General features: G+C 67.5%; 24 protein-coding genes and 1 riboswitch. Of the genes, 11 read left to right on the forward strand and 13 right to left on the reverse strand.

Translation table 11 applies throughout. The features are described 5' to 3' along the window. Window positions 1-28 precede the first annotated feature (28 nt). Window positions 29-466 carry a YidH family protein gene (locus EV668_RS12310; protein ID WP_245513135.1) on the reverse strand — a complete coding sequence of 146 codons (438 nt, stop codon included), beginning with the start codon at window positions 464-466 and terminating at the stop codon, window positions 29-31. A 204-nt stretch (window positions 467-670) separates the two neighbouring features. Between EV668_RS12310 and EV668_RS12315 the strand changes: the two genes are divergently transcribed. Next, the gene (locus tag EV668_RS12315) at window positions 671-1,348 is read left to right on the forward strand and encodes a Crp/Fnr family transcriptional regulator (RefSeq protein ID WP_245513137.1); all 678 of its coding nucleotides are present in this window, start codon (window positions 671-673) and stop codon (window positions 1,346-1,348) included. 34 nt (window positions 1,349-1,382) lie between these two features. Here EV668_RS12315 and EV668_RS12320 read toward each other — a convergent pair whose 3' ends face one another. The 5 genes from EV668_RS12320 to cyoA form a co-directional block, all read right to left on the reverse strand. Next, entirely contained in the window at window positions 1,383-2,096 is a 714-nt protein-coding gene (locus tag EV668_RS12320; protein ID WP_133770429.1) for an SURF1 family protein, read from the reverse strand. Between the two features lie 19 nt (window positions 2,097-2,115). Then, window positions 2,116-2,523 carry a cytochrome o ubiquinol oxidase subunit IV gene (gene cyoD / locus EV668_RS12325; RefSeq protein WP_133770431.1) on the reverse strand — a complete coding sequence of 136 codons (408 nt, stop codon included), beginning with the start codon at window positions 2,521-2,523 and terminating at the stop codon, window positions 2,116-2,118. Continuing rightward, on the reverse strand, window positions 2,520-3,152 hold the full coding sequence (gene cyoC / locus EV668_RS12330; RefSeq protein ID WP_133770433.1) for a cytochrome o ubiquinol oxidase subunit III: 633 nt from the start codon (window positions 3,150-3,152) through the stop codon (window positions 2,520-2,522). Before cyoC ends, cyoD begins: the two co-directional genes overlap by 4 nt. A gap of 16 nt (window positions 3,153-3,168) precedes the next feature. After that, window positions 3,169-5,169, reverse strand: a complete 2,001-nt coding sequence (gene cyoB, locus EV668_RS12335) for a cytochrome o ubiquinol oxidase subunit I (RefSeq protein WP_133770435.1) — start codon at window positions 5,167-5,169, stop codon at window positions 3,169-3,171. A gap of 84 nt (window positions 5,170-5,253) precedes the next feature. Beyond that, the gene (cyoA, locus tag EV668_RS12340) at window positions 5,254-6,351 is read right to left on the reverse strand and encodes a ubiquinol oxidase subunit II (RefSeq protein ID WP_166652443.1); all 1,098 of its coding nucleotides are present in this window, start codon (window positions 6,349-6,351) and stop codon (window positions 5,254-5,256) included. 174 nt (window positions 6,352-6,525) lie between these two features. Here cyoA and EV668_RS12345 point away from each other — a divergent pair, with 174 nt between their 5' ends. Together EV668_RS12345 and EV668_RS12350 are read left to right on the forward strand one after the other, a co-directional pair. Further along, window positions 6,526-7,872 (forward strand): MFS transporter, encoded by a 1,347-nt coding sequence (locus tag EV668_RS12345; RefSeq protein WP_425359620.1) that lies wholly within the window; start codon window positions 6,526-6,528, stop codon window positions 7,870-7,872. Between the two features lie 1,080 nt (window positions 7,873-8,952). Beyond that, window positions 8,953-9,159, forward strand: coding sequence for a hypothetical protein (locus EV668_RS12350; protein WP_133770441.1), 207 nt, complete (start codon window positions 8,953-8,955; stop codon window positions 9,157-9,159). Window positions 9,160-9,190: 31 nt separating this feature from the next. Here EV668_RS12350 and EV668_RS12355 read toward each other — a convergent pair whose 3' ends face one another. The 4 genes from EV668_RS12355 to EV668_RS12370 all read right to left on the reverse strand — a co-directional run bounded on the left by EV668_RS12355 (window position 9,191) and on the right by EV668_RS12370 (window position 12,772). Further along, window positions 9,191-9,394: a hypothetical protein gene (locus EV668_RS12355; RefSeq protein WP_133770443.1), complete on the reverse strand. Its 204-nt coding sequence runs from the start codon at window positions 9,392-9,394 to the stop codon at window positions 9,191-9,193. 55 nt (window positions 9,395-9,449) lie between these two features. Continuing rightward, window positions 9,450-11,336: a phosphomethylpyrimidine synthase ThiC gene (thiC, locus tag EV668_RS12360; protein ID WP_133770445.1), complete on the reverse strand. Its 1,887-nt coding sequence runs from the start codon at window positions 11,334-11,336 to the stop codon at window positions 9,450-9,452. A gap of 138 nt (window positions 11,337-11,474) precedes the next feature. Then, window positions 11,475-11,581: riboswitch (TPP riboswitch) on the reverse strand. A gap of 171 nt (window positions 11,582-11,752) precedes the next feature. Continuing rightward, the gene (locus EV668_RS12365; RefSeq protein ID WP_133770447.1) at window positions 11,753-11,932 is read right to left on the reverse strand and encodes a hypothetical protein; all 180 of its coding nucleotides are present in this window, start codon (window positions 11,930-11,932) and stop codon (window positions 11,753-11,755) included. Between the two features lie 120 nt (window positions 11,933-12,052). After that, the gene (locus EV668_RS12370; protein WP_245513139.1) at window positions 12,053-12,772 is read right to left on the reverse strand and encodes a L,D-transpeptidase; all 720 of its coding nucleotides are present in this window, start codon (window positions 12,770-12,772) and stop codon (window positions 12,053-12,055) included. Window positions 12,773-12,909: 137 nt separating this feature from the next. On the opposite strand from EV668_RS12370, the gene EV668_RS12375 reads away from it, so the two are divergent. Together EV668_RS12375 and EV668_RS12380 are read left to right on the forward strand one after the other, a co-directional pair. Next, entirely contained in the window at window positions 12,910-13,191 is a 282-nt protein-coding gene (locus tag EV668_RS12375) for a BrnT family toxin (RefSeq protein ID WP_133770449.1), read from the forward strand. Beyond that, on the forward strand, window positions 13,164-13,457 hold the full coding sequence (locus EV668_RS12380) for a BrnA antitoxin family protein (protein WP_133770451.1): 294 nt from the start codon (window positions 13,164-13,166) through the stop codon (window positions 13,455-13,457). The genes EV668_RS12375 and EV668_RS12380 overlap by 28 nt, the downstream gene beginning before the upstream one ends. Before the next feature lie 37 nt (window positions 13,458-13,494). On the opposite strand, the gene EV668_RS12385 is transcribed toward EV668_RS12380, so the two are convergent. Both EV668_RS12385 and EV668_RS12390 read right to left on the reverse strand, forming a co-directional pair. Continuing rightward, window positions 13,495-14,220: a L,D-transpeptidase gene (locus tag EV668_RS12385; protein ID WP_133770452.1), complete on the reverse strand. Its 726-nt coding sequence runs from the start codon at window positions 14,218-14,220 to the stop codon at window positions 13,495-13,497. Between the two features lie 128 nt (window positions 14,221-14,348). Then, entirely contained in the window at window positions 14,349-14,819 is a 471-nt protein-coding gene (locus EV668_RS12390; protein WP_133770455.1) for an RrF2 family transcriptional regulator, read from the reverse strand. Window positions 14,820-14,900: 81 nt separating this feature from the next. Here EV668_RS12390 and hmpA point away from each other — a divergent pair, with 81 nt between their 5' ends. Together hmpA and EV668_RS12400 are read left to right on the forward strand one after the other, a co-directional pair. Next, on the forward strand, window positions 14,901-16,142 hold the full coding sequence (hmpA, locus tag EV668_RS12395; protein WP_133770457.1) for an NO-inducible flavohemoprotein: 1,242 nt from the start codon (window positions 14,901-14,903) through the stop codon (window positions 16,140-16,142). A gap of 208 nt (window positions 16,143-16,350) precedes the next feature. Further along, the gene (locus EV668_RS12400; RefSeq protein ID WP_133771970.1) at window positions 16,351-17,571 is read left to right on the forward strand and encodes an alpha-hydroxy acid oxidase; all 1,221 of its coding nucleotides are present in this window, start codon (window positions 16,351-16,353) and stop codon (window positions 17,569-17,571) included. A gap of 146 nt (window positions 17,572-17,717) precedes the next feature. On the opposite strand, the gene EV668_RS12405 is transcribed toward EV668_RS12400, so the two are convergent. Continuing rightward, entirely contained in the window at window positions 17,718-18,473 is a 756-nt protein-coding gene (locus tag EV668_RS12405) for an SGNH/GDSL hydrolase family protein (RefSeq protein WP_133770459.1), read from the reverse strand. Window positions 18,474-18,567: 94 nt separating this feature from the next. Between EV668_RS12405 and EV668_RS12410 the strand changes: the two genes are divergently transcribed. The 4 genes from EV668_RS12410 (at window position 18,568) to EV668_RS12425 (ending at window position 20,907) form a co-directional block, all read left to right on the forward strand. Beyond that, window positions 18,568-19,290 (forward strand): superoxide dismutase, encoded by a 723-nt coding sequence (locus EV668_RS12410; RefSeq protein ID WP_280960106.1) that lies wholly within the window; start codon window positions 18,568-18,570, stop codon window positions 19,288-19,290. Window positions 19,291-19,302: 12 nt separating this feature from the next. After that, window positions 19,303-19,905 (forward strand): nitroreductase family protein, encoded by a 603-nt coding sequence (locus EV668_RS12415; RefSeq protein WP_133770461.1) that lies wholly within the window; start codon window positions 19,303-19,305, stop codon window positions 19,903-19,905. Between the two features lie 70 nt (window positions 19,906-19,975). Next, window positions 19,976-20,254: a hypothetical protein gene (locus EV668_RS12420; RefSeq protein WP_133770463.1), complete on the forward strand. Its 279-nt coding sequence runs from the start codon at window positions 19,976-19,978 to the stop codon at window positions 20,252-20,254. Next, a complete protein-coding gene (locus EV668_RS12425; RefSeq protein WP_208111529.1) occupies window positions 20,251-20,907 on the forward strand; it encodes a DUF1345 domain-containing protein in 657 nt (218 codons plus the stop codon). The genes EV668_RS12420 and EV668_RS12425 overlap by 4 nt, the downstream gene beginning before the upstream one ends. Window positions 20,908-20,950 lie beyond the last annotated feature (43 nt).

Here is a 20,950-nt window from a genome sequence, read left to right on the forward strand (position 1 = left end):
CCACTGAATCGATCGAGGGCTAAAGGCGTCAACTAAGAGGGCCTATGTGAAAGACCATGCTGGCGATGGCCATGATGCCGATCGCGAGCAGGAGAGCGGCGGCGATCAGGGTCAGGGATGGCGGAAAGCGGCTTTCGCCGTGGATCAGGCCGTCGGCCACCATGGCCGCGCGCTGGCGGCGCAGTTCGAGCATGAACCGGACATGATACGCGATGCCGAGGGCGAGCATCGCGATCCCGAGCATGACGAGCGCCGTCCCGAAGTTTCGGCCGGGAGCCGAGCTCGCCAGGAAGGCCTGATCCTTCAGCTTCTGGAAGAGCTGGAAGATCGTGAAACCGAACGAGATCAGCGAGAGCGAGGTCCTGATGACGGACATGAGCGTGCGGTCGGCGCTCAGCCGGGTCCGCTGGAACGACATCCCCGTCCGGCGCGCCGACAGCTCCTCCGAGACGGTGAAATCGCTCAAGCCGCCCATGATTCACGTACCTGCCCGCAGTGGCTCGGCCCGAACGAGGACGGTGTCGGCGCCGAAGTGCCTCGATGACGGATCATTCGGTGGGCTCATCGATCAGAAATTCGGCAGCACCCTCGCATGGAGCGCGGTCGTGAATTGTCCAGAAGGGGACAATCGGCCAAAAAAGGCCGCTGTCGTAGCCGAGATGAGCCAAACGTGATCACGCGCGCCCGGGCGGAAGCCGTCCTCACCGAAACCGGCTGGCTTTCGCATCAGCCAGCGAGCGTCCAGAGCGAGGTTCTGCGCAGGTCGATCCTCGTCTTCTTCGCGGGCGGCGAGGCGATCTATCGCTTTGGGGACGATCCCGGCGGCATCTTCGGCCTGGTGGCGGGAACCTTGAGCGTGAACACGTCGCCGCGCGAGCACGCCCCGCAGTTGATCCATGTGGGTGCCATCGGCTCCTGGACCGGCGAGGGGGGCTTCATCGTGCGCGAGCCGCGGCGGATCGAATTGCGCGCCCTCGTCGACACCTGGATGATGCATCTGCCGCTCGACCAGATGGAGCAGATGGCGCTCGCCGACCCGTCCGTCGTCCGGAACTTTGCGAGCATCCTGATGCTGAGCGCCGAGACGCTGATGCACGTCATCCACGACCTGCAGAAGCCGGTCGCGGCCTGTCGCATCGCCTCGGTGCTGGTTCGCGCCGCCGGCCCCCTTGCCCGCGCGATCCCGCTGACACAGAGCGAGATCGGCCTCATGGCCAATGCCTCGCGCAAGCAGGTGAACGCGGCGCTCCGTCGGTTCTCGGAGGCCGGCTGGGTCAAGGCGGATTATCGGTCCGTCACGATCCTGGACTCGGATCAGTTGAGGCGCTTCAGCAACAGCGAAGTGTAGGGCGAACCGGGCGCGGATGGGCCGCGTGCGTTTCTCACCCCCGAGGGCGCAGGATCAGCCAGCCTGCGAAGGAGGCGGCCATGGCGGCGAGGGCGAACCAGGTCAGCGCATAGACGAGATGCGTGTTGCGGAACGCGACGACCGTCAGCCCCCCGACGGGGAAGCCGCCGGGGTTCGGCGTCGCATCCGCATCGACGAAATAGGGTGCGATGCGATCGAGGCCTCCAGCGGCCGCGATCGCCGCGACGTCGCGGGAATACCAGCGGTCGGCATCGGGATCGTTGGATCGCAGGAAGCCGCCGCCCGGCTCGCTCAGCCGGAGCAGTCCCGCCACCGCGGTGGATCCTTCGATCTGGCCCGTGCGCCGGTCCGCCGCCGCGCGCCGGTCGGTGGGCACGAAGCCGCGATTGACGAGAACGGTGAAGCCTCGATCGCTCCGCAGCGGCGTCATCACCCAGAAGCCCGGCCCGAGCTCGGTCACGGCCTGGACGAGCGCCTCGCGGCCATGATCGAACGTGCCGCGCAGGAGGATGCGGCGGTATTCGTCGCGCTGGCGCTCGATCGTCGGCCAGACATCTGGCCCGGGAGCGGCGGCGGGTTCTGCGCCGAGGCGTGCCTCGACGCGCGCGATCAGATCGAGCTTCCAGGCCCGCCTCTCGATCTGCCAGATCCCCAGACCGAGGAAGAGAAGCGAGGCCAGGGCCACCAGGGCGACGGCGGCCCATCTCTTCGTCAGGCCCGGCGCCATGGTGTGGCTCGGGCGCGGATCAGGGCCGGACGCGCATGTCCGGCAGGTGGGACGGCATCATGTTCGTGTTGAGGTGGTACATCACCCAGAGCGAACCCGAGAGGGTGATCACGACGACGACGATCGTGAACATGAAGGCGAGCATGATCCAGCCGCCTTCGGACTTCGTGTTCATGTGCAGGAAGTAGATCATGTGGACCACGATCTGGATCGCGGCGAGCGCCATGATCGCGAGGGCGGTCAGGCTCGATTTGCCGAGCACGTTGCTCATCACGAGCCAGAACGGGATCGCCGTCAGGATGACCGACAGGACGAAGCCGGTCATGTAGCTCTTGAAGGAGCCGTGGCCGGCGCCCTCGTGATGGTCGCCCTGATGGGCGGAATGTCCCTCGTCCGTGGGCGTCGCCGCGCCGTGCGTCGTGCTCATGGCAGCACTCCCATCAGATAGACGAAGGTGAAGACGCCGATCCAGACGACGTCGAGGAAGTGCCAGAACATCGAAAGGCACATCAGGCGGCGCCGGTTCGCGGCGATCAGGCCGCGCTGGTGCACCTGCGCCATCAGCGTGACGAGCCAGAGGATGCCGAAGGCGACGTGAAGCCCGTGCGTCCCGACCAGCGCGAAGAACGCCGAGAGGAAGGCGCTGCGCTGGGGCGTCGCGCCCTGGTGGATGAGATGGGAGAATTCGTAGAGTTCGATCCCGAGGAAGGCGAGGCCGAACAGGCCCGTGACGGCGAGCCAGATCTGGGTCGTCCGGGTATCGTTCCTGTCCATCGCCAGCATGGCGAAGCCGAAGGTGATCGAGGACAGGAGCAGCATCGCGGTGTTCACCGCGACGAGCGTGAGGTCGAAGAGGTCGGCGCCCGACGGGCCGGCCGCATAGGAGCGGCCGAGCACGCCGTAGGTCGCGAAGAGGACTGCGAAGATCAGGCAGTCGCTCATCAGGTAGATCCAGAAGCCGAGCGTGGTCGAGCTTTCCTGATGCTCGTGCTCGTCCCGGACGTAGAAGTCGACGGGCTCGGCAGCCGTGGCCGCCGCCTTGACGTGTTCGCTCATGGTCAGGCCCGCCCCGTTACGCGCGTCCGAGGAGGCGCGTCCGCTCCTCCTCCGCCCGGACGACCTCCTCGGCCGGGATGTGATAGTCCCGATCGTAGTTGAAGGTGTGAGCGATCGTGGTCGCGATGATGGCCGCGAAGGAGAGGGCCGCGAGCCACCAGATGTACCAGATCAGGGCGAAGCCGCAGACCATCGCGAGGCCGGCCAGCACGATCCCCGCCCAGGTGTTGTGCGGCATGTGGATCGGCCGGAAGCCCGTCAGCGGCCGCTCGTAGCCGCGCCGCTTCATGTCGTACCAGGCGTCGTGGTCGTGGATGACGGGCGTGAAGGCGAAGTTGTAGTTCGGCGGGGGCGAGGAGGTGGACCATTCGAGGGTCCGGCCGCCCCACGGATCGCCGGTCGTGTCGCGCAGCCGCTCGCGGTCGCGGATGCTGACGACGATCTGGATCAGGAAGCAGGCGATGCCGAGCGCGATCAGGATCGCGCCGAAGGCGGCGAGCAGGAACCAGATCTGCAGCGACGGGTCCTCGAAGCGGTTGAGCCGCCGCGTCACGCCCATCAGGCCGAGCACGTAGAGCGGCATGAAGGCGAAGTAGAAGCCGATGACCCAGAACCAGAAGGAGCACTTGCCCCAGAACGGGTCGAGCTTGAAGCCGAAGGCCTTCGGGAACCAGTAGGCGATGCCGGCGAACATCCCGAACACGACGCCGCCGATGATCACGTTGTGGAAGTGGGCGACGAGGAACAGGCTGTTGTGCAGGATGAAGTCGGCCGGGGGCACCGCCAGCAGCACGCCCGTCATGCCGCCGATGACGAAGGTCAGCATGAAGGCGATCGTCCACATCATCGGCAGCTCGAAGCGGATGCGGCCGCGATACATCGTGAAGAGCCAGTTGAAGATCTTCGCTCCCGTCGGGATCGAGATGATCATCGTCGTGATGCCGAAGAAGGAGTTCACGCTCGCGCCGGACCCCATCGTGAAGAAGTGGTGCAGCCAGACGAGGTACGACAGGATGGTGATGCAGACGGTCGCGTAGACCATCGAGGTGTAGCCGAAGAGGCGCTTGCCGCTGAAGGTCGAGACCACCTCGGAGAAGATGCCGAAGGCCGGCAGGATCAGGATGTAGACCTCCGGATGGCCCCAGATCCAGATGAGGTTGACGTACATCATGGCGTTGCCGCCGAGATCGTTCGAGAAGAAGTTCGTGCCGACGTAGCGGTCGAGCGTCAGCAGCGCGAGCGTCGCGGCGAGGACGGGGAAGGTCGCGACGATCAGGACGTTGGTGCAGAGCGCGGTCCAGGTGAAGACCGGGATCTTCATCATGGTCATGCCCGGGGCGCGCATCTTCACGATGGTCGCGACGAGATTGATCCCCGACAGCGTCGTGCCGACGCCGGCGATCTGGAGCGCCCAGAGGTAGTAGTCGACCCCCACCCCGGGCGAATAGGCCGGCCCCGACAGCGGTGGATAGGCGAGCCAGCCCGTGCGTGCGAACTCGCCGACGAAGAGCGACATCATCACGAGGATGGCGCCGCTCGCCGTCATCCAGAAGCTGAAATTGTTCAGGAACGGGAAGGAGACGTCGCGCGCGCCGATCTGGAGCGGCACGACGTAGTTCATGAAGCCCGTGACGAGCGGCATCGCCACGAAGAAGATCATGATCACGCCGTGGGCGGTGAAGATCTGGTCGTAGTGGTGCGGGGGCAGGAAGCCCTCGTTCGCCCCGAAGGCCACCGATTGCTGGGCCCGCATCAGGAGCGCGTCGGCGAAGCCGCGCAGCAGCATGACGATGCCGAGGATCATGTACATGATCCCGATCTTCTTGTGGTCGATGCTGGTGAACCACTCGCGCCACAGATAGCCCCAGGCTCCGAGCCAGGTGATGGCGCCGAGCACGACGAGGCCGCCGATCGCGACGCCGATGAACGTCACGACGAGGATCGGGTCGTGATACGGGATCGCCTCGAGCGTCAGGCGCCCGAAGAGGATCTGCTGGAGGCTGTGGCCTGAGAACATGGGACTTTCGCCGGGTTCAGCACCGGGCCGGCGGGCGGCCCGTGACGGGAGAGGGTGGCGGCGGCGTGCCGGGCATGGGCGCGCCTATCGGTCCTGCACCTGGGGCGGCGCAGGGCCTCCGCGGCCGGAATCCTGATCGTTCGTGCCGGTCGGCGGCGCGTCCGACCGGGCGGGCTGGCCGGAGGCCGGCACCGTCGGCGCGCCGTGCCCCGCCTCGTCGCGGACGCGATCGTAGCGCAGGCGGTCGCGGTTGGCATGGCTGTCGAGGCCCGCGCCGCCTTTCGCGTCGATCATCATCATCTCGTGCATGCACATGCGGCCCTCGGCCGCGCACAGGTTCAGGATGGCCTGGTAGAGGCCCCCCTCGACCGAGCCGAAATAGCGGACCGGCACGGCCTCGCTCGGCTTTTCGAGCTCCGCGAAGGCGGCGCGGTCGAGGCGCTGGCCGCCCTTCGCCTTCGCCACCCAGGCCTCGAACCCGTCGCGGTCGAGGCCGTGGAAGTTGAAATGCATCTGCGAGAAGCCGGCGCCGCTGTAATTGGCCGAGAAGCCCTTGAAGGAGCCGGGCTTGTTGATGACCGCATGGAGCTGCGTCTCCATCCCCGCCATGGCGTAGATCTGGCCGGCGAGGGCGGGGATGTAGAAGGAGTTCATCACCGTCGAGGAGGTCAGCTTGAAGGAGATCGGCCGGTCGACCGGGGCGGCCAGCTCGTTCACCACCGCGATGCCCTGCTCGGGGTAGAGGAACAGCCACTTCCAATCGAGCGCGACGACCTGCACCTCGAGCGGGCGGGTGCCTTCGGGGATGCGCGTCTGCGCGTCGATCCGGTCGAGCGGGCGGAACGGGTCGAGGAGGTGGGTCGAGAGCCAGGTCATCGCGCCGAGCGCGATGATGATGAGCAGCGGCGCCGTCCAGATCACCACCTCGAGCGGCAGCGAATGGCTCCATTCCGGATCGTACTCGGCCTCGGCCTCGCGGTTCGCGGCCCGGTAGCGCCAGGCGAAATACACCGTCAGCGCCATCACCGGCACGATGATGATCATCATCAGGGCGGTCGAGGCGATGAGGAGGTTGCGCTGCTGCATCGCGATGTCGCCGGAGGGCGCGAGCAGCACGAGATTGCACCCGCCGAGCAGCGGCAGGGCGAGGAGCAGGAGCGCGAGGGGAAGAAGCCGTCTCAAGGGAACCCCGACCGGTTCGTCATCGAATCGCACCTCTATGCCCTCTCGGCCCCGCTGGGCATCGGACGCTTTGTCCTAGCCCCGAACGTTTGACGCGGCCACGACAGACATCCTATCCCGTGACCGAGCTGGGCCGCCAGCCGCTGGGGCGCGGACCGGGCAGCGAATCGAGGAATGCGGATGTCCAGCGCCGATGTGGCCGTCCCCACCACCGCCGAGCTCGAGCGGGATGCGCGGCGGGTCTCGTCCGAACACGAGCGCGTCGGCCCCGGCGAGATCGCACTCGGCGTCATCATCGGGCGCACGTCGGAATTCTTCGACTTCTTCGTCTTCGGCATCGGCTGCGTGCTGGTCTTCCCGCAGCTCGTCTTCCCCTTCACCGACCGGCTGACGGGGACGCTCTACTCCTTCCTCCTGTTCGCGCTCGCCTTCGTGGTGCGCCCGCTCGGGTCGGTCATCTTCATGGCCATCGACCGCAAGCACGGGCGCATGGCGAAGCTGACCATCGCCCTGTTCCTGCTCGGCTTCTCGACCGCGGCCGTCGCCTTCCAGCCGGGCTACGAGGTGATCGGCTACTGGGCGATCGTCGTGATCGCCCTGTGCCGGATCGGCCAGGGGCTCGCGCTCGGCGGGGCCTGGGACGGGCTGTCCTCGCTGCTCGCCCTCTACGTGCCCGAGGACCGGCGCGGCTGGTACGCGATGCTGCCGCAGCTCGGCGCCCCCTTCGGCTTCATCCTGGCGAGCTGCCTCTTCGCCTTCTTCAAGGCCTCCCTGTCCGACGCCGACTTCCTGAGCTGGGGCTGGCGCTATCCCTTCTTCGTCGCGATGACGATCAACGTCGTCGCGCTCTTCGCCCGGCTGCGGATCGTGGCGACGCAGGAATTCGCCGAGCTGTTCGCCTCGCGCGAGCTGCAGCCGAAGCCGGTCGCCGAGGTGGTGCGCGCGACGGGCGGGACAATCCTGATCGGCGCCTTCGTGCCGCTCGCGAGCTATGCCCTCTTCCACCTCGTGACGATCTTCCCGATCTCGTGGATCAGCCTGTTCACACAGCGCTCGGTGCCCGAATTCCTCATGGTGCAGGCCGCCGGCGCCGTGGTCTGCGCGGGCGCCATCATGACCTCGGGCCTGATCGCGGACCAGATCGGCCGGCGCAACCTCCTCGCGATCGCCGCGGTGCTCATCGGGCTGTTCAGCCTCTGCAGCATCGCCGCGCCGCTCCTCTTCGGCGACAGCCTCGCCGGGCAGACGATCTACGTCATCCTCGGCTTCGGCCTTCTCGGCCTCTCCTACGGCCAGGCCGCCGGCGCCCTCGCCTCGCATTTCGGCACGGCCTATCGCTACACCGGCTCGGCCCTGACGGCGGACCTCGCCTGGCTCATCGGCGCCGGCTTCGCCCCGCTCGTCGCGCTCACGGTCTCGAGCGAGCTCGGCCTCGCCTGGGTCGGCGTCTACCTCCTCTCCGGAGCCATCTGCACCCTCGCCGCCCTCGCCCTGAACCGGAACCTCCAGTTCCACCGGTAGGGGAAGCGCGCCTTCCTCTCCCCTTGCGGGAGAGGGCGGACGCAGTTGGCGCGTCCTGCGACACAGGCAGGCAAGCGCCATCGCCCGCGCCGTCCGGTGGGTGATCCGATCCGTGATTCAAAGAGCCGAGGGGACCCGAAACGCCGGGGACTCGATCAGATTGTTGTTTGGAGAGCCGTCCGGCGTCTCGGGTTCGGCGATTTCAGTCCGGGCCGGCCACTCGTCACGGGATCGGAGACGATCCTGCGGTTTGGCCTCCACTCCCCTTGCGGAGAGGATTCGACCAGGGACCGCAGGGCATCTCCGCCCGATCTAGCCGCACTAGCGGCGCCCGGACCGTAGTATCCGGAGGGCGGCATTCGACCCGGCCTCCCGAGCGCGGGGCCGCGAACCCCGCCCGCAGGCGCCGATCCGGCCGGCTCGGGCTGTTGCCCGTTCCGGCCATCCGAAGATCGTCCCACAATCACGACGCCTCATGAGCGCGCCCCTCGTGGACGGGACGGCAGGTGCAAAAACTCCAAACTTGGCTCGGTCAGATAGGAATACATTCGTATTATCGGCCTTTGCGCGCCCCGAAAAGGGGTCTTGCGCGTAGCAACACCGATGCCAGCCCAATTTATGGAGTCCGTTAACCGTTATAGAGTCTAGACTCGACTCCAGAGTCCGACTCCGATATGGTTACCGAACTTGAGGGTCGCTACATGGTCACAAAGGTCGAATCAGTCCTCCTTGCGCGGCGCAGAGCAGTTTTGCGCGAAATTTCAAAGCTAAAATCGGAGCTTTCTGAAATCGAACAAGCAGTATCGTTGATTAAGAGCGCTCCGAGCAAGAATAATGCTTATCCAAGCGATCGCCTAACCATTAAGTCGATGGTGATTGATGTTTTGTCGCGATTGCCTGAGGGGGCTCACCATCTAGATATTTTAAGAATTATAAAAAGTAGATGGGGTGTCCAGATATCAAGAACAAGCTTGTCCCCCCAACTTTCTCGGCTCCAAAAAGAAGGAAAAATAGAGAACAGTGACGGTGTGTGGCGGATCTGTGATTCTTCTAAGAGATCAACGGACGGAGGGGGTTGACATGCCTGATCGATTCCTTGCCATATTCTTTTCTGTACTCATTCTCACTGTGCTTTGCGGAATAACAGCGCTGTGGCTGGCGTTGGTGAGTCCTTCGCCTGCCGCACCTTACATAGATCGGGTATTCAATGCGGTAGTGCATCTGTTCTCGATCGGGGCAGGCGCAATGTTCGGCCTGATTGGCGCAAAGGCAAACAGATTACTCTGAGTCGCAGAGTGAGTGACTATGAGTTATGTGGCTAGTGCACGATTGGCCCTTGCGCCAGCGCAAGCTGGTGAAGTCGGGCCAACGAGCTTTCCCAAATGTCCCCAGAAAACTTCTCATTATCAATAAGGGCAAAGGTCGCCGCCTCCGGCGTCGGAAAGTAGTCGGGTCCGTCGAGGTCGGCGAACCGCTTCATCGTGGGTTTAAAGCCGCCGTTCAGATTGAAAGTCGCATCCATGGGCGAGAGCCCGGCCATGACGCGGATGAGTGACGCTGTCGCTCAGGTGCCCGCCTCACACATACAACTTCCCACCCCCCGCCTCGAACTCCGCGCTCTTCGCCGCCATCCCAGCCTTCCGCTCGGCTTCCGTCAACCCGGCCGCCTTCGCGGCCAAATCCGCCGCGGCGTTGTCGCCCATTTCCAGCACCTCGCGGCGGAGGTCCTGGGTGATCTTCATCGAGCAGAATTTCGGGCCGCACATCGAGCAGAAATGGGCGACCTTGTGGGCGTCCTTGGGCAGGGTCTCGTCGTGATACGACCGCGCCGTGTCCGGATCGAGGGAGAGGTTGAACTGGTCCTCCCAGCGGAAGTCGAAGCGGGCGCGGGAGATGGCGTCGTCGCGCAGCTGCGCGGCCGGGTGGCCCTTGGCGAGGTCGGCGGCGTGGGCGGCGAGCTTGTAGGTGATGACGCCGGTCTTGACGTCGTCGCGGTTCGGCAGGCCGAGATGCTCCTTCGGCGTCACGTAGCAGAGCATCGCCGTGCCGAACCAGCCGATCTGCGCCGCGCCGATGGCCGACGTGATGTGGTCGTAGCCGGGCGCGATGTCGGTCGTCAGCGGGCCGAGCGTGTAGAACGGGGCTTCGCCGCATTCGCGGAGCTGCTTCGTCATGTTGACCCGGATCTTGTGCATCGGCACGTGGCCGGGGCCCTCGATCATCACCTGGCAGCCCTTGTCCCAGGCGATCTTGGTGAGTTCGCCGAGCGTCTCGAGCTCGGCGAACTGGGCGTCGTCGTTCGCGTCCGCGATCGAGCCCGGCCGCAGGCCGTCGCCGAGCGAGAACGAGACGTCGTAGGCCCGCATGATGTCGCAGATCTCGTCGAAGCGTTCGTAGAGGAAGCTCTCCCGGTGCCCGGCGAGGCACCAGCGCGCCATGATCGAGCCGCCGCGGCTGACGATGCCGGTGACGCGCTTCGCGGTGAGCGGCACGTGGGCGAGGCGGACGCCCGCATGGATGGTGAAATAGTCGACGCCCTGCTCGGCCTGCTCGATCAGCGTGTCCTTGAAGACCTCCCAGTCGAGCTTGAGCGGATCGCCGTCGACCTTCTCCAGCGCCTGGTAGATCGGCACGGTGCCGATCGGGACGGGCGCGTTGCGCATGATCCAGGAGCGGATGTTGTGGATGTTGCGGCCGGTCGAGAGGTCCATGACCGTGTCCGCGCCCCAGCGGATGGCCCAGACGAGCTTCTCCACCTCGTCGGCGGCCGTCGAGACCACGGCCGAATTGCCGATATTGGCGTTGATCTTGACGAGGAAGTTCCGGCCGATCGCCATCGGCTCGACCTCGGGATGGTTGATGTTGGCCGGGATGATGGCGCGGCCGCGCGCGATCTCGTCACGGACGAATTCGGGGGTGATGAATTCGGGCACGGAGGCCCCGAAGCTCTCGCCGTCGGCGAGCTTCTCCGCCGCCTGGGCGAGCGCCTCCTCGCGCGCGAGGTTCTCGCGGTGGGCGACGTAGCGCATCTCCTGCGTGATGATCCCCGCGCGGGCGAATTCGAACTGCGTCACGGGCTGGCCCGGCCGGCCGCGCCGGATGACGCGCTCGGCCGGGCAGGCGGCGACGAGCTTGTCGGCGGCGATGTTGCCGTTGTCCTCGGGCTTCACCGCGCGGCCGGCGACGGTCTCGAAGCCGCGGCCCGCGATCCAGCCCTTGCGCACGAGCGGGGCGCCGTTGTTCAGGTCGATGCCGCCATCGGTCTCGGTATAGGGGCCGGAGGGGTCGTAGACCCGCACCGGCGCCTCGTTCGGATCGGAGAGCACGATCTCGCGGAAGGGCACGCGGATGTCCGGGTGCCCGGCGGGCGAGGCGTAGACCTTGCGCGAGCCCTGGATCGGGCCGGTCGTTACGCTCTGCGGGGTGACGGGGCCCTTGCCCATCTTGGTGTCGTGGATCGTCATCGCGTTTGCTCCGCCCATTTTATAGGTCGGCGAAGCCTCCGCTTCGCCGACACGCATTCGCGCTTGCGAAACGGCAAGCCGCTTCGGGCGCAGGGGGAGTCATGTGCGGAGGATGGAATACGGCCGTGGAGAGATGAGAATTCGGCCCGTTCGCGTCCCTACGCCGGCATGACCCGGATCAGGTTCAAGGGTCACGGCCGGTCAGCCGTATCTCAGCCGCTCGTGCGGCCCCCCTCGGAACGGCTCCAAGGTGAGCGGAAGGGGCGGGCGATGTCAATCCAGGACTTGTGAAGACGCGGCGGCGATCCCCCGCTCATCCCGGCGAAGGCCGGGATCCAGGGAGCGCCGCGTCGTGGTGATCGGCTTTCGCCGTCATGGGCACCGGCTGTCGCCGGTGCGAGCGGGAAGCGGGGCCCTCAGGCCCCGTCGTCGTCGCTGTCCCTCGTCGGCGTGATGCCGATCTCGCCGAGCTTCGTGCGCACCTGATCGACGGGGCGCTTCAGCTTGAGGCTCATGGTCTCGACCGGGATGCGCTCCTTCGCCATCTCGCGCAGCTGCGCGACGGCTTCGAGGCTCCAGCTCTGCTGCTGATCCATCTCGCTTCTCCTTTCGGATCCGTCTGATGAATCAACCCGCAGCGCGCGCAGAGGTTCGCGCCGAGGCGGCGGGAGGCCGCGATTTCGGGCCGCGGCGGGCCGCGGCCGAGGGCCGGCCGCTCAGGCCGCGACCAGAACGCGGTTCGACTGCACCGTCCGCCCGTAGAGATGGATCACGTCCTGGTTGACGAGGCGGATGCAGCCCGACGACACGTTGGTGCCGATCGTGTCGGGTTCGGTCGTGCCGTGGATGCGGTAGCCGGAATCCTGCCCGTTCGCGGCGAGGATCATGGCGCGCGCGCCGAGGGGGCTGTCCAGGCCGCCCGGCACGCCCATGCCGCGCGCGGTCTGCGTCAGGCGGGGCGCCACGGTCGGGTCGCGCTCGATCATCTCGCGCGGGGGGATCCAGTCCGGCCAGGAGCGGCGCACGGCGACCTTCGCCTCGCCGTTCCAGCCGAAGCCCTCCTTGCCGACGCCGACGCCGTAGCGCGTCGCCCGTCCGCCGCCCTCGACGTAATAGAGCGCGTAGTCGGCGGGCTCGATCACGATCGTGCCCGCCGGCTCGTGGGAGCTGTAGGCGACGCTGCGGCGCAGATGCCGCGGATCCATCTGGGTGTAGTCGAAGGCGGCGATCGGGAAGGGCTCCCCGGGGAACTCGCCGTAGATCGCGTCGTAGCGGGCCGAGCGCGGGGTATGCGGCCGGGGGGCCGGAGGCGGCGCGGCCGAGGCCTCGGGCGCGACGCTGCCGAAGACCGGCAGCCCCCCGCCGTTGCAGGCCGAGAGTCCCGCCGAGACCCCCGCCAGACCCATGATTCCGAAGACGCGACGCGTGACCGACATGACCGGCTCCAACAAGTGCCGATCATTCTCGCCCGACCGCCTTTACGATCCGTTGACTCTGATCGCGGTTTTGCGGGCCGCGTCCGGATGACCGAATCCGTTATTGCCCGACGCCTTTTATCGTCATACAAAAAGCTGTGACGATCAGCTATGATCCGGCCAAGAACGAACGGAACATCCGCGAGCGCGGTCTTCCGTTCGATCGTGTCGCGGACATGGACTGGGCCGGTGCCATCGGCGGGCTGGGCCGCAAGCAGGACCCGTTTCTGCCCACCCGGTTCTTCAGCATCGGGCGGATCGGGCGGGCCGTCTACATGGTCGTCTTCACCCTGGAGGGTGACGGCATCCGCGTCGTGTCGTTGCGTCGAGCCAGCAAGAAGGAGCGCGCTCAATGGGCCGCAAGCCGAACCCCTACCTGATCGACGAGGACGCGCCCGAACTCACCGACGAGGAACTGGCCTCGGCGCGGCCGCTGAGCGAGGTTCTCCCGCGGCAGGTCTTCGACGGGCTGGCGAAGCGCAAGCCCGGCGAGCGCGGGCCGGGCAAGGCGCCCGCGAAGGTCGCCCTGACGATCCGGGTCGAGCCGGATGTCCTTCAGGCGTGGCGCGCCTCCGGCGAAGGCTGGCAGGCGCGCGCCCGCGAGGTGCTGGCCCGCGAGGCTCCCAAGATCAAGCGGCGGGCCTGAACCGGCAGACTCCCGCCGGCAGTCTCTACCTGCGGCCTCACATCAGGACGACGACCGTCGTGCCCTCGGGGGTGCGGGCGTAGAGGTCGATGATGTCCTGGTCGATCAGCGCGATGCAGCCGGCCTTGGCCGGCCCGCCGATGGCGATGGGGTTCGGCGTGCCGTGGATCATGAAGCCCGTCTCCCGGCCCCCCGAGGCGAGGCTCAGGGAGCGGGCGCCGAGGGGGCTGCGCGGCCCGCCGGGGATGGCGCGCGCCGCCGTCTCGCCGGCCGGCCTCTCGCTCGCGGCGGCGGGCGAGCCGAGCTGGGCCCAGGCGGCGAAGCCGCGCGAGGCGAGGACGGGGGCGGGCGACCAGTCCGGCCATTCCCGCCGCGTCGCGACGACGCCCTGTCCGGAGAATCCCTTCGCCTCCGGCCCGACGGCGATGCCGTAGCGGCGGGCGCGGCCCCGGCCCTCGACGCGGTAGAGGTGGTGGTTCTTCGGATCGACGACGAGGGTGCCGGCCGGCTCCGTCCCGGCATAGGCGACCTCGGCCCGCAGGAAGGCGGGGTCGGTGTTGGTGAAGTCGAAGGCGGGGACGCGGTGCTTCTCGCCGGGGATGGCGGCGTAGATCTTGGCGTAATCCGGGGTCTGGAGCGGCCCCGCCGCCTCGCGCGACCAGCCGGCGAAGAGGTCCTCGGGCAGAAGGGCGCAGCCGCCGAGAAGCCCGGCCGACGTGCCGAGCCCGGCCAGCACCACGGCGCGGCGGGTGAGGGGACGCATGGAACACTCCGAACGCAACAGACGGAGGGAGTGTGCCAGGGGATGGTTGACGGGGGGTTTGCGGGGGAGGGGGCGGCCGCCTCAATGCGAGTTCCCGCCTCCTTCACCTCGGTGCCGGTCCGCCGCGCTCATGGGCTGGCGGATGCGCCTGGTCCCGGCATGTCCGGCAATCCCAACAGCAGCAGCGCGATGTCGGTCCCTTCCGGCCCGTCGATGAGATCGGCCAGGGTGTATCGATCGAGAACGGTGAGGAAGGCCGACAATGCCTCTCCGAGAACGCGCCTCAGTCGGCAGGGTGCGGTGATGGCGCAGGCCCCGCCGGCAAAGCATTCCACCAGAGCCAAGTCGTCCTCCGTCGCACGGACGACCGCACCGATATTGATCTCGGCCGAAGGCCTGGCCAGCCTCAGGCCGCCGCCTCGGCCGCGGATGGTTTTGACGAGCCCGAGCCGCCCCAACTGGTGGACCACCTTGGTGAGATGGCTCTCCGAGATGCCGTAGGCCCTGGCGATCTCCGCGATCGAGCTCTGCTGGGGTTCGCGCAGGGCGACATACATCAGCGCCCGCAGCGCGTAGTCCGTGTAACGCGTCAGCCTCATGCGGCATAAGGTACATCTGGCTTGCACCTTTTCCAAGGAGGGGCCATAAGGTTCATATCAAATGTACCTTTAGGACTTTCGATGCCCACCCCCCTCAGTCCGTCCACGATCGCCATCGTCAAGGCCACCGTTCCCGCATTGGCCGAGCATGGGCTGACCGTCACCCTGCGCATGTACGAGCGGCTGTTCCGGAACTCCGAGATCCGCGACCTCTTCAACCAGTCGCATCATGGCGAGACCGGGTCCCAGCCGAAGGCTCTCGCCCAGGCGGTGCTCGCCTATGCCCGCAACATCGACAATCTCGGCGCGCTGAGCGGCGCCGTCGAGCGGATCGCGCAGAAGCACGTCGCGCTCAACATCCTGCCCGAGCACTACCCCTATGTCGCCGACGCCCTTCTCGGTGCGATCCAGGATGTCCTGGGCGCGGCGGCGACGCCGGAGGTGTGCAACGCCTGGGGCGAGGCCTATTGGTTCCTGGCCGAACTCCTCATCGGCCGAGAGGCGACGATCTATCGTGACCTCGCCGGCCGCCCCGGCGGCTGGAACGGCTGGCGGGAGTTCAGGGTCGACCGTGTCGTGCCCGAGAGCGATACGATCCGTTCGTTCTGGCTCAAGCCCACGGATGGGCGGCAGGTGCTCCGTCACGAGCCCGGCCAATATCTGGGCTTCCTCTTCGACCTGCCCGAACATGGTCGACTGAAGCGCAACTACTCGATCTCCTGCGCTCCGAACGATCGTGCCTATCGCATCACCGTCAAGCGGGAGGCAAAGCCCGATGAGCCCGCGGGCATCGTCTCGAACTGGCTGCACGACCATGCCGAGCCTGGTCAGATCGTCCGCGCGGCTCCTCCGGCCGGGGACTTCTTCCTCGACCGCGCGACCGACCATCCCATCGTTCTCGTCAGCGGCGGGGTCGGTCTGACACCGATGATCAGCATGCTGGAGACCGTCGCGGCGGAATCGCCGCAACGTCCGACCTGGTATGTGCACGGGGCCCTGAACGGGCGGGTTCATGCGATGCGCGAGCACGCGCGCTCGCTCGTCGCCAACAACGAAAACCTGCGGCTGCACACCTTCTATGCGGAGCCGGAGGGAGGGGACCGGCTGGGTGAATCCCACGATGCGTCCGGCATCATCTCCGCGAAATGGCTCGCCGAGCACACGCCCCACCAGCTCGCGACCTATTATCTGTGCGGGCCGAAGCCGTTTCTTCGTTCGCTCGTGAACGGCCTTCTCCGGGAGGGCGTACCGCCGAGCCGCGTGCGCTATGAGTTTTTCGGCCCCGCCGATGAACTGCTCGAAGAGGCCGCGCAAGCGGCGTGATCGAGACGGTGCGCCGCGAGGCCTTGACGTTGTCGGGGCCTCGCCTCGCAACGGCGGCGTCGGGCGCCATCTCCTCCCTTCGCCCCGTATTTTCTTCCGCGCGGCCTCCTCCACCCTGCCCGAAAATGGTCTACGACTCGGCAAAGTCAGAGGTTGCGGAGGGTCGTCGATGTCCACCACCATGCCGAGCGCGCGGCCGCCCTCCCGCATGTCGCGCTTCTTCGCGCCCGGGCCGATGACCTGCATCGAGGATCTGCGGCGGCTGGCGGAGCGGCGGGTGCCGCGCATGTTCTACGATTACGCCGATTCCGGCTCCTATACCGAGGGCACGTACCGCTCGAACGAGGCCGATTTCGCCAAGATCAAGCTGCGCCAGCGCGTCGCGGTCGACATGACGAACCGGACGCTCGCCTCGACCATGGCCGGCCAGCCGGTGGCGATGCCGGTCGCCCTCGCGCCGACCGGCCTCACCGGCATGCAGCATGCGGATGGCGAGATCCTCGCCGCGCGGGCGGCGGCGAAGGCGGGCGTGCCCTTCACGCTCTCGACCATGTCGATCTGCTCGATCGAGGACGTCGCCGAGAACAGCGACCAGCCGTTCTGGTTCCAGCTCTACGTCATGCGCGACCGGGACTTCATCGACCGGCTGATCGAGCGGGCGCGGGCGGCGGAATGCTCGGCCCTCGTCCTGACGCTCGACCTCCAGATCCTCGGCCAGCGCCACAAGGACGTGAAGAACGGCCTCTCGACGCCGCCGAAGCCGACGCTGCGCAACCTGATCAACCTCGCGACGAAGCCGCGCTGGTGCTTCGGCATGCTCGGCACGCAGCGGCGCACCTTCCGCAACATCGTCGGCCATGCCCAGGGCGTCGGCGATCTCTCCTCGCTCTCGTCCTGGACGGCGGAGCAGTTCGACCCGTCCCTCTCCTGGGACGACGTCGCCCGCATCAAGGACAGGTGGGGCGGCAAGCTGATCCTGAAGGGCATCCTCGACCCGGAGGATGCCGAGCTCGCCGCCAGGAGCGGGGCGGATTCCCTCATCGTCTCGAACCATGGCGGCCGGCAGCTCGACGGGGCCATGTCCTCGATCTCGGCCCTGCCGGCGATCGTGCAGGCGGTCGGCGACCGGATCGAGGTCCTGTTCGACGGCGGCATCCGCTCGGGGCAGGACGTGCTGAAGGCGCTCGCGCTCGGCGCCCACGGCACCTTCATCGGCCGCGCCTTCCTCTACGGGCTCGGGGCGGGCGGGGAGGCGGGCGTGACCCAGTGCCTCGACATCATCCGCAAGGAGCTCGACGTCTCGATGGCGATGTGCGGCGTGCGCGACGTGCGCCAGGTCGATGCCCGCATCCTCGCCGATACGGACGACCTCGTGCCCCGCGCCCAGCGCCCGTCGCCCGGCGCGCCGCGGCGCGTGGCGGCGGAATAGGCGAGGCCGGCGGGGTGGGGTGACACCCACCTGTTCTCGTCGTCCCACGTCGTCGAGGCGGAGGCCGCGCGTCACCCCATCCCGGACCTTCGGTCCGACCCTCCCCCTCCAGGGGAGGGTGAGGCGGCCGTCGACGGTCGCGGCCCCTACCGGCACAGCTCCGCATAGAGCGGCCGGTAATAGTGCCGCAGATCGCTGAGGTGGAGGTTGTCGGTGGCGATGCCGGGCTTCGCACGCCAGAAGGCGCCCGGCTCGCGGGCCTCGGCGAAAGGATCGAGCACGGTGCAGCCGCGGGCGGTGCAGATCTCGCGCAGGACGTCCGTGTAGCGCGCGATGGAGGGGGCGTCGAAGACGGTGCCGCCCCCGGCCGGGATCGGCGGGACGGCGAGCACCGTCACGCGCGTGCCGCCCGCGCCGAGGCGCCCGACCAGCGTCTCGACATCGGCGCGGAACGCCTGGACGGCGTCGGGACGGTCGGGCTTGCCCTTCGCGAGGAGGTGGTTGAGGCCGACCGACAGCAGCACGGCGGCGGGCCGGGGTTCGAGCCGGAGCTCGTCGAGGAGCCGCAGCGTCTCGCTCGCCTTGGCCCCGCTGACGCCGGCATTGACGACGTCACGGCCGCAGGGCAGCGGCTCGGGCAGGAAGAGCTCCATGTAGGAATCGCCGGCGAGGAGCACGTAGGGCGCCCGCGCCTGGGCGAGTTGCGCCTGGATCGGATGCGCGCGCGAATGGCCGTAATTGGCGGCGTTCGGGGCCTCCGCGGGCCGGAGCGCCCAGCCGAGGCCGAAGCCTCCGGCGAGAAGCCCGATCGCGGCCAAAGCGGCGAGCGGCGAGCGTATCCGTCGGCCTTGGGCCGGGCGCGGCTCCGACGCTGCGTTTCTCGCCGAAATCAACTCGGTCATGATGTCCCGAAGGGTGCGACAGGGTGAGGCGCTCGCGGGTGTGATCCGCGATGCGCTTCGGGCGTTAGCCCCCCGCCCATCGGGAGGAAAGACCTTGGCCCATTATCATCGCCGCGCGCTGCTCGCCGGTGCGACAGCGCTCACCTTTGCCGCATCGATCCGCCAGGCCTCGGCCCAGGCCGCGCCGGCGGGTCCCTACAAGCTCGATCCGCTGCCCTATCCGGCCAATGCGAACGAGCCGCATATCGATGCGAAGACGATGGAGATCCATCACGGCCGGCACCATCAGGCCTATGTGACCAATCTCAACGCGGCGCTGAAGGAGCATGCCGACCTCGCCAAGAAGCCGCTGCACGAGCTGCTGGCGAGCCTCGACCAGGTGCCGCAGAGCGTGCGGACCGCCATCCGCAACAATGGCGGCGGCCATGCCAACCACGCCATGTTCTGGCAGATCATGGGCGGCAAGGGCGGGGAGCCCGGCGGCGAGCTGAAGGCCGCGATCGACCGCGATCTCGGCGGCTTCGAGGCGATGAAGAAGGCCTTCAACACGGCCGGCGCCGGGCGCTTCGGCTCCGGCTGGGTCTTCGTCACCGTCGACAAGGCCGGCAAGCTCGCCATCACCTCGAAGCCGAACCAGGACACGCCCCTGATGGACGGCGAGCGCGTGCTGTTCGGCAACGACGTGTGGGAGCACGCCTATTACCTGACCTACCAGAATCGCAGGCCCGATTACCTTGCGGCCTGGTGGAATGTGGTGGACTGGTCGAAGGTCTCGGAGCGTTTTGCCGCCGCGAAGGCGGGAACGCTCACCATCTGACCCGAGGACCTCATGGCGCAGCCCATCGTCAACACGCGCAAGCCGGCCCATCCGATCGAGCCGATCTTCACGGAGCGCTGGTCGCCCCGCTCCTTCACCGGGGAGGAGATCCCGGCCGAGACGCTGCTGACGATGCTGGAGGCGGGGCGCTGGTCGCCCTCCTCCTACAATTCCCAGCCCTGGCGCTTCGTCTATGCGCGCCGGGGCACGGCGGCCTTCGACACGTTCCTCGATCTGCTGGTTCGGGGAAACCAAGCTTGGTGCAAGGACGCATCCGCTCTCGTCTTCATCGCCTCCTCGAAGACGATGTCCGTGCCGGGGAAGGACGAACCCGTGCCGTCGCGCACGCATTCCTTCGATGCGGGAGCGGCCTGGATGGCGGTCGCGATCCAGGCCCATGCGATGGGCTGGCACGCCCACGGCATGATCGGCCTCGATTACGACAAGGCCGCCGAGACGCTGGGCATCCCGGACGGCTACGCCCTCGACATCGCCTTCGCCATCGGCCGGCGGGACGAGCCGGGCAAGCTTCCCGAAGGGTTCAAGGCGCGGGAGGCGCCGAACGACCGGAAGCCGCTCGCCGAGACGGCCTTCGAGGGTCGCTTCCCGGGCTGAGCGCCGCAGCATGATCGCGCCGGGCCTCATCCGATCGTCGAGGACGGTCATGCACTGACGGAGAGGGGTGATGGTGGTTCAGCGAAGCGCCGTCACCGACCGGGCCCGCCGGCTCGATCCGGCCTGGATCGTGTTCCGCAGTATCGAGAACGATCATCACGATCGCTGCGTCGACCTGTTCCGGCGTCCCGACGGCAGCTTCGGTTTCGAGGAGTTCCGGCGGGACGTCGAGGATCGGGGACACTGGACGCCGGTGGCCTGGTTCTCCGGCCTGTCCCATCCGACGGAGGAGAGCGCTCTCGCCGCGGCGCGTCGGGCCGTGCCGTGGCTGGCGGAGGCCGCCCGGTGATCCTGTTCGCGCCGGCCCGGGCGCTGGCGGCGCGGCCCCGTCTGCTGATCGCCGGCGCCTTCGGGGCGCTGCTCGGCATCCTGGTGCCGGTCGAGCCTCTGTCGACGCGTCTCCTGATCGCCTGGGACGGAGGGATCCTCCTCCATCTCGTGCTGCTGGCGATCATGATGGCGCGTGCGACGAGCGCGGACCTGCAGCGGCGGGCCGAGCGGGAGGATCCGGGCGCCGCCCTGATCCTCGCGCTGTTCCTCCTCGCCTCGCTCGCGAGTGTCGTCGCCATCGGCGCGGAACTCTATGGCAGCCGGCAGGGCGGGGAGCAGCCGGGGCTCGGCCGGCTGGTGCTCGTCGTCGCGACGATCCTTTTGTCGTGGCTGTTCGCCCATGCGATGTTCGGGCTGCATTATGCGCACGACTACTATGCCGGACATCGTGACCGCAAAGGCTTGAAGTTTCCGGGCGAAAAAGAGCCCGATTATTGGGACTTCATGTATTTCTCCTTCAACCTCGGCGCGGCCGCGCAGACCTCGGACGTGCAGGTCGAATCCCGCCGCATGCGCCGCGTCGTCCTGCTGCACACGATCATATCCTTCCTGTTCAACACCTCGATCCTGGCGCTCGCCATCAATGTCGGCGCCGGAATGCTCGGCGGGTGACGGGCGTCGCCAGGGGGGCGTCCGGGGGCCGTCCGTGGCGCGA

The sequence above is a fragment of the Enterovirga rhinocerotis genome (assembly GCF_004363955.1).
In the GTDB taxonomy this organism is placed as follows: Bacteria; Pseudomonadota; Alphaproteobacteria; order Rhizobiales; family Beijerinckiaceae; genus Enterovirga; species Enterovirga rhinocerotis.

Bases quoted from the DNA above. Each gene is read 5' to 3' on its own strand.
- EV668_RS12320 (WP_133770429.1), bottom strand. From the start codon at position 2,096: ATGGCGCCGGGCCTGACGAAGAGATGGGCCGCCGTCGCCCTGGTGGCC.
- cyoD (WP_133770431.1), bottom strand. From the start codon at position 2,523: ATGAGCACGACGCACGGCGCGGCGACGCCCACGGACGAGGGACATTCC.
- cyoC (WP_133770433.1), bottom strand. From the start codon at position 3,152: ATGAGCGAACACGTCAAGGCGGCGGCCACGGCTGCCGAGCCCGTCGAC.
- cyoB (WP_133770435.1), bottom strand. From the start codon at position 5,169: ATGTTCTCAGGCCACAGCCTCCAGCAGATCCTCTTCGGGCGCCTGACG.
- EV668_RS12345 (WP_425359620.1), top strand. From the start codon at position 6,526: ATGCGGATGTCCAGCGCCGATGTGGCCGTCCCCACCACCGCCGAGCTC.
- EV668_RS12350 (WP_133770441.1), top strand. From the start codon at position 8,953: ATGCCTGATCGATTCCTTGCCATATTCTTTTCTGTACTCATTCTCACT.
- EV668_RS12355 (WP_133770443.1), bottom strand. From the start codon at position 9,394: ATGGATGCGACTTTCAATCTGAACGGCGGCTTTAAACCCACGATGAAG.
- thiC (WP_133770445.1), bottom strand. From the start codon at position 11,336: ATGACGATCCACGACACCAAGATGGGCAAGGGCCCCGTCACCCCGCAG.
- EV668_RS12365 (WP_133770447.1), bottom strand. From the start codon at position 11,932: ATGGATCAGCAGCAGAGCTGGAGCCTCGAAGCCGTCGCGCAGCTGCGC.
- EV668_RS12370 (WP_245513139.1), bottom strand. From the start codon at position 12,772: ATGTCGGTCACGCGTCGCGTCTTCGGAATCATGGGTCTGGCGGGGGTC.
- EV668_RS12380 (WP_133770451.1), top strand. From the start codon at position 13,164: ATGGGCCGCAAGCCGAACCCCTACCTGATCGACGAGGACGCGCCCGAA.
- EV668_RS12385 (WP_133770452.1), bottom strand. From the start codon at position 14,220: ATGCGTCCCCTCACCCGCCGCGCCGTGGTGCTGGCCGGGCTCGGCACG.
- EV668_RS12390 (WP_133770455.1), bottom strand. From the start codon at position 14,819: ATGAGGCTGACGCGTTACACGGACTACGCGCTGCGGGCGCTGATGTAT.
- hmpA (WP_133770457.1), top strand. From the start codon at position 14,901: ATGCCCACCCCCCTCAGTCCGTCCACGATCGCCATCGTCAAGGCCACC.
- EV668_RS12400 (WP_133771970.1), top strand. From the start codon at position 16,351: ATGTCGCGCTTCTTCGCGCCCGGGCCGATGACCTGCATCGAGGATCTG.
- EV668_RS12405 (WP_133770459.1), bottom strand. From the start codon at position 18,473: ATGACCGAGTTGATTTCGGCGAGAAACGCAGCGTCGGAGCCGCGCCCG.
- EV668_RS12415 (WP_133770461.1), top strand. From the start codon at position 19,303: ATGGCGCAGCCCATCGTCAACACGCGCAAGCCGGCCCATCCGATCGAG.
- EV668_RS12420 (WP_133770463.1), top strand. From the start codon at position 19,976: ATGGTGGTTCAGCGAAGCGCCGTCACCGACCGGGCCCGCCGGCTCGAT.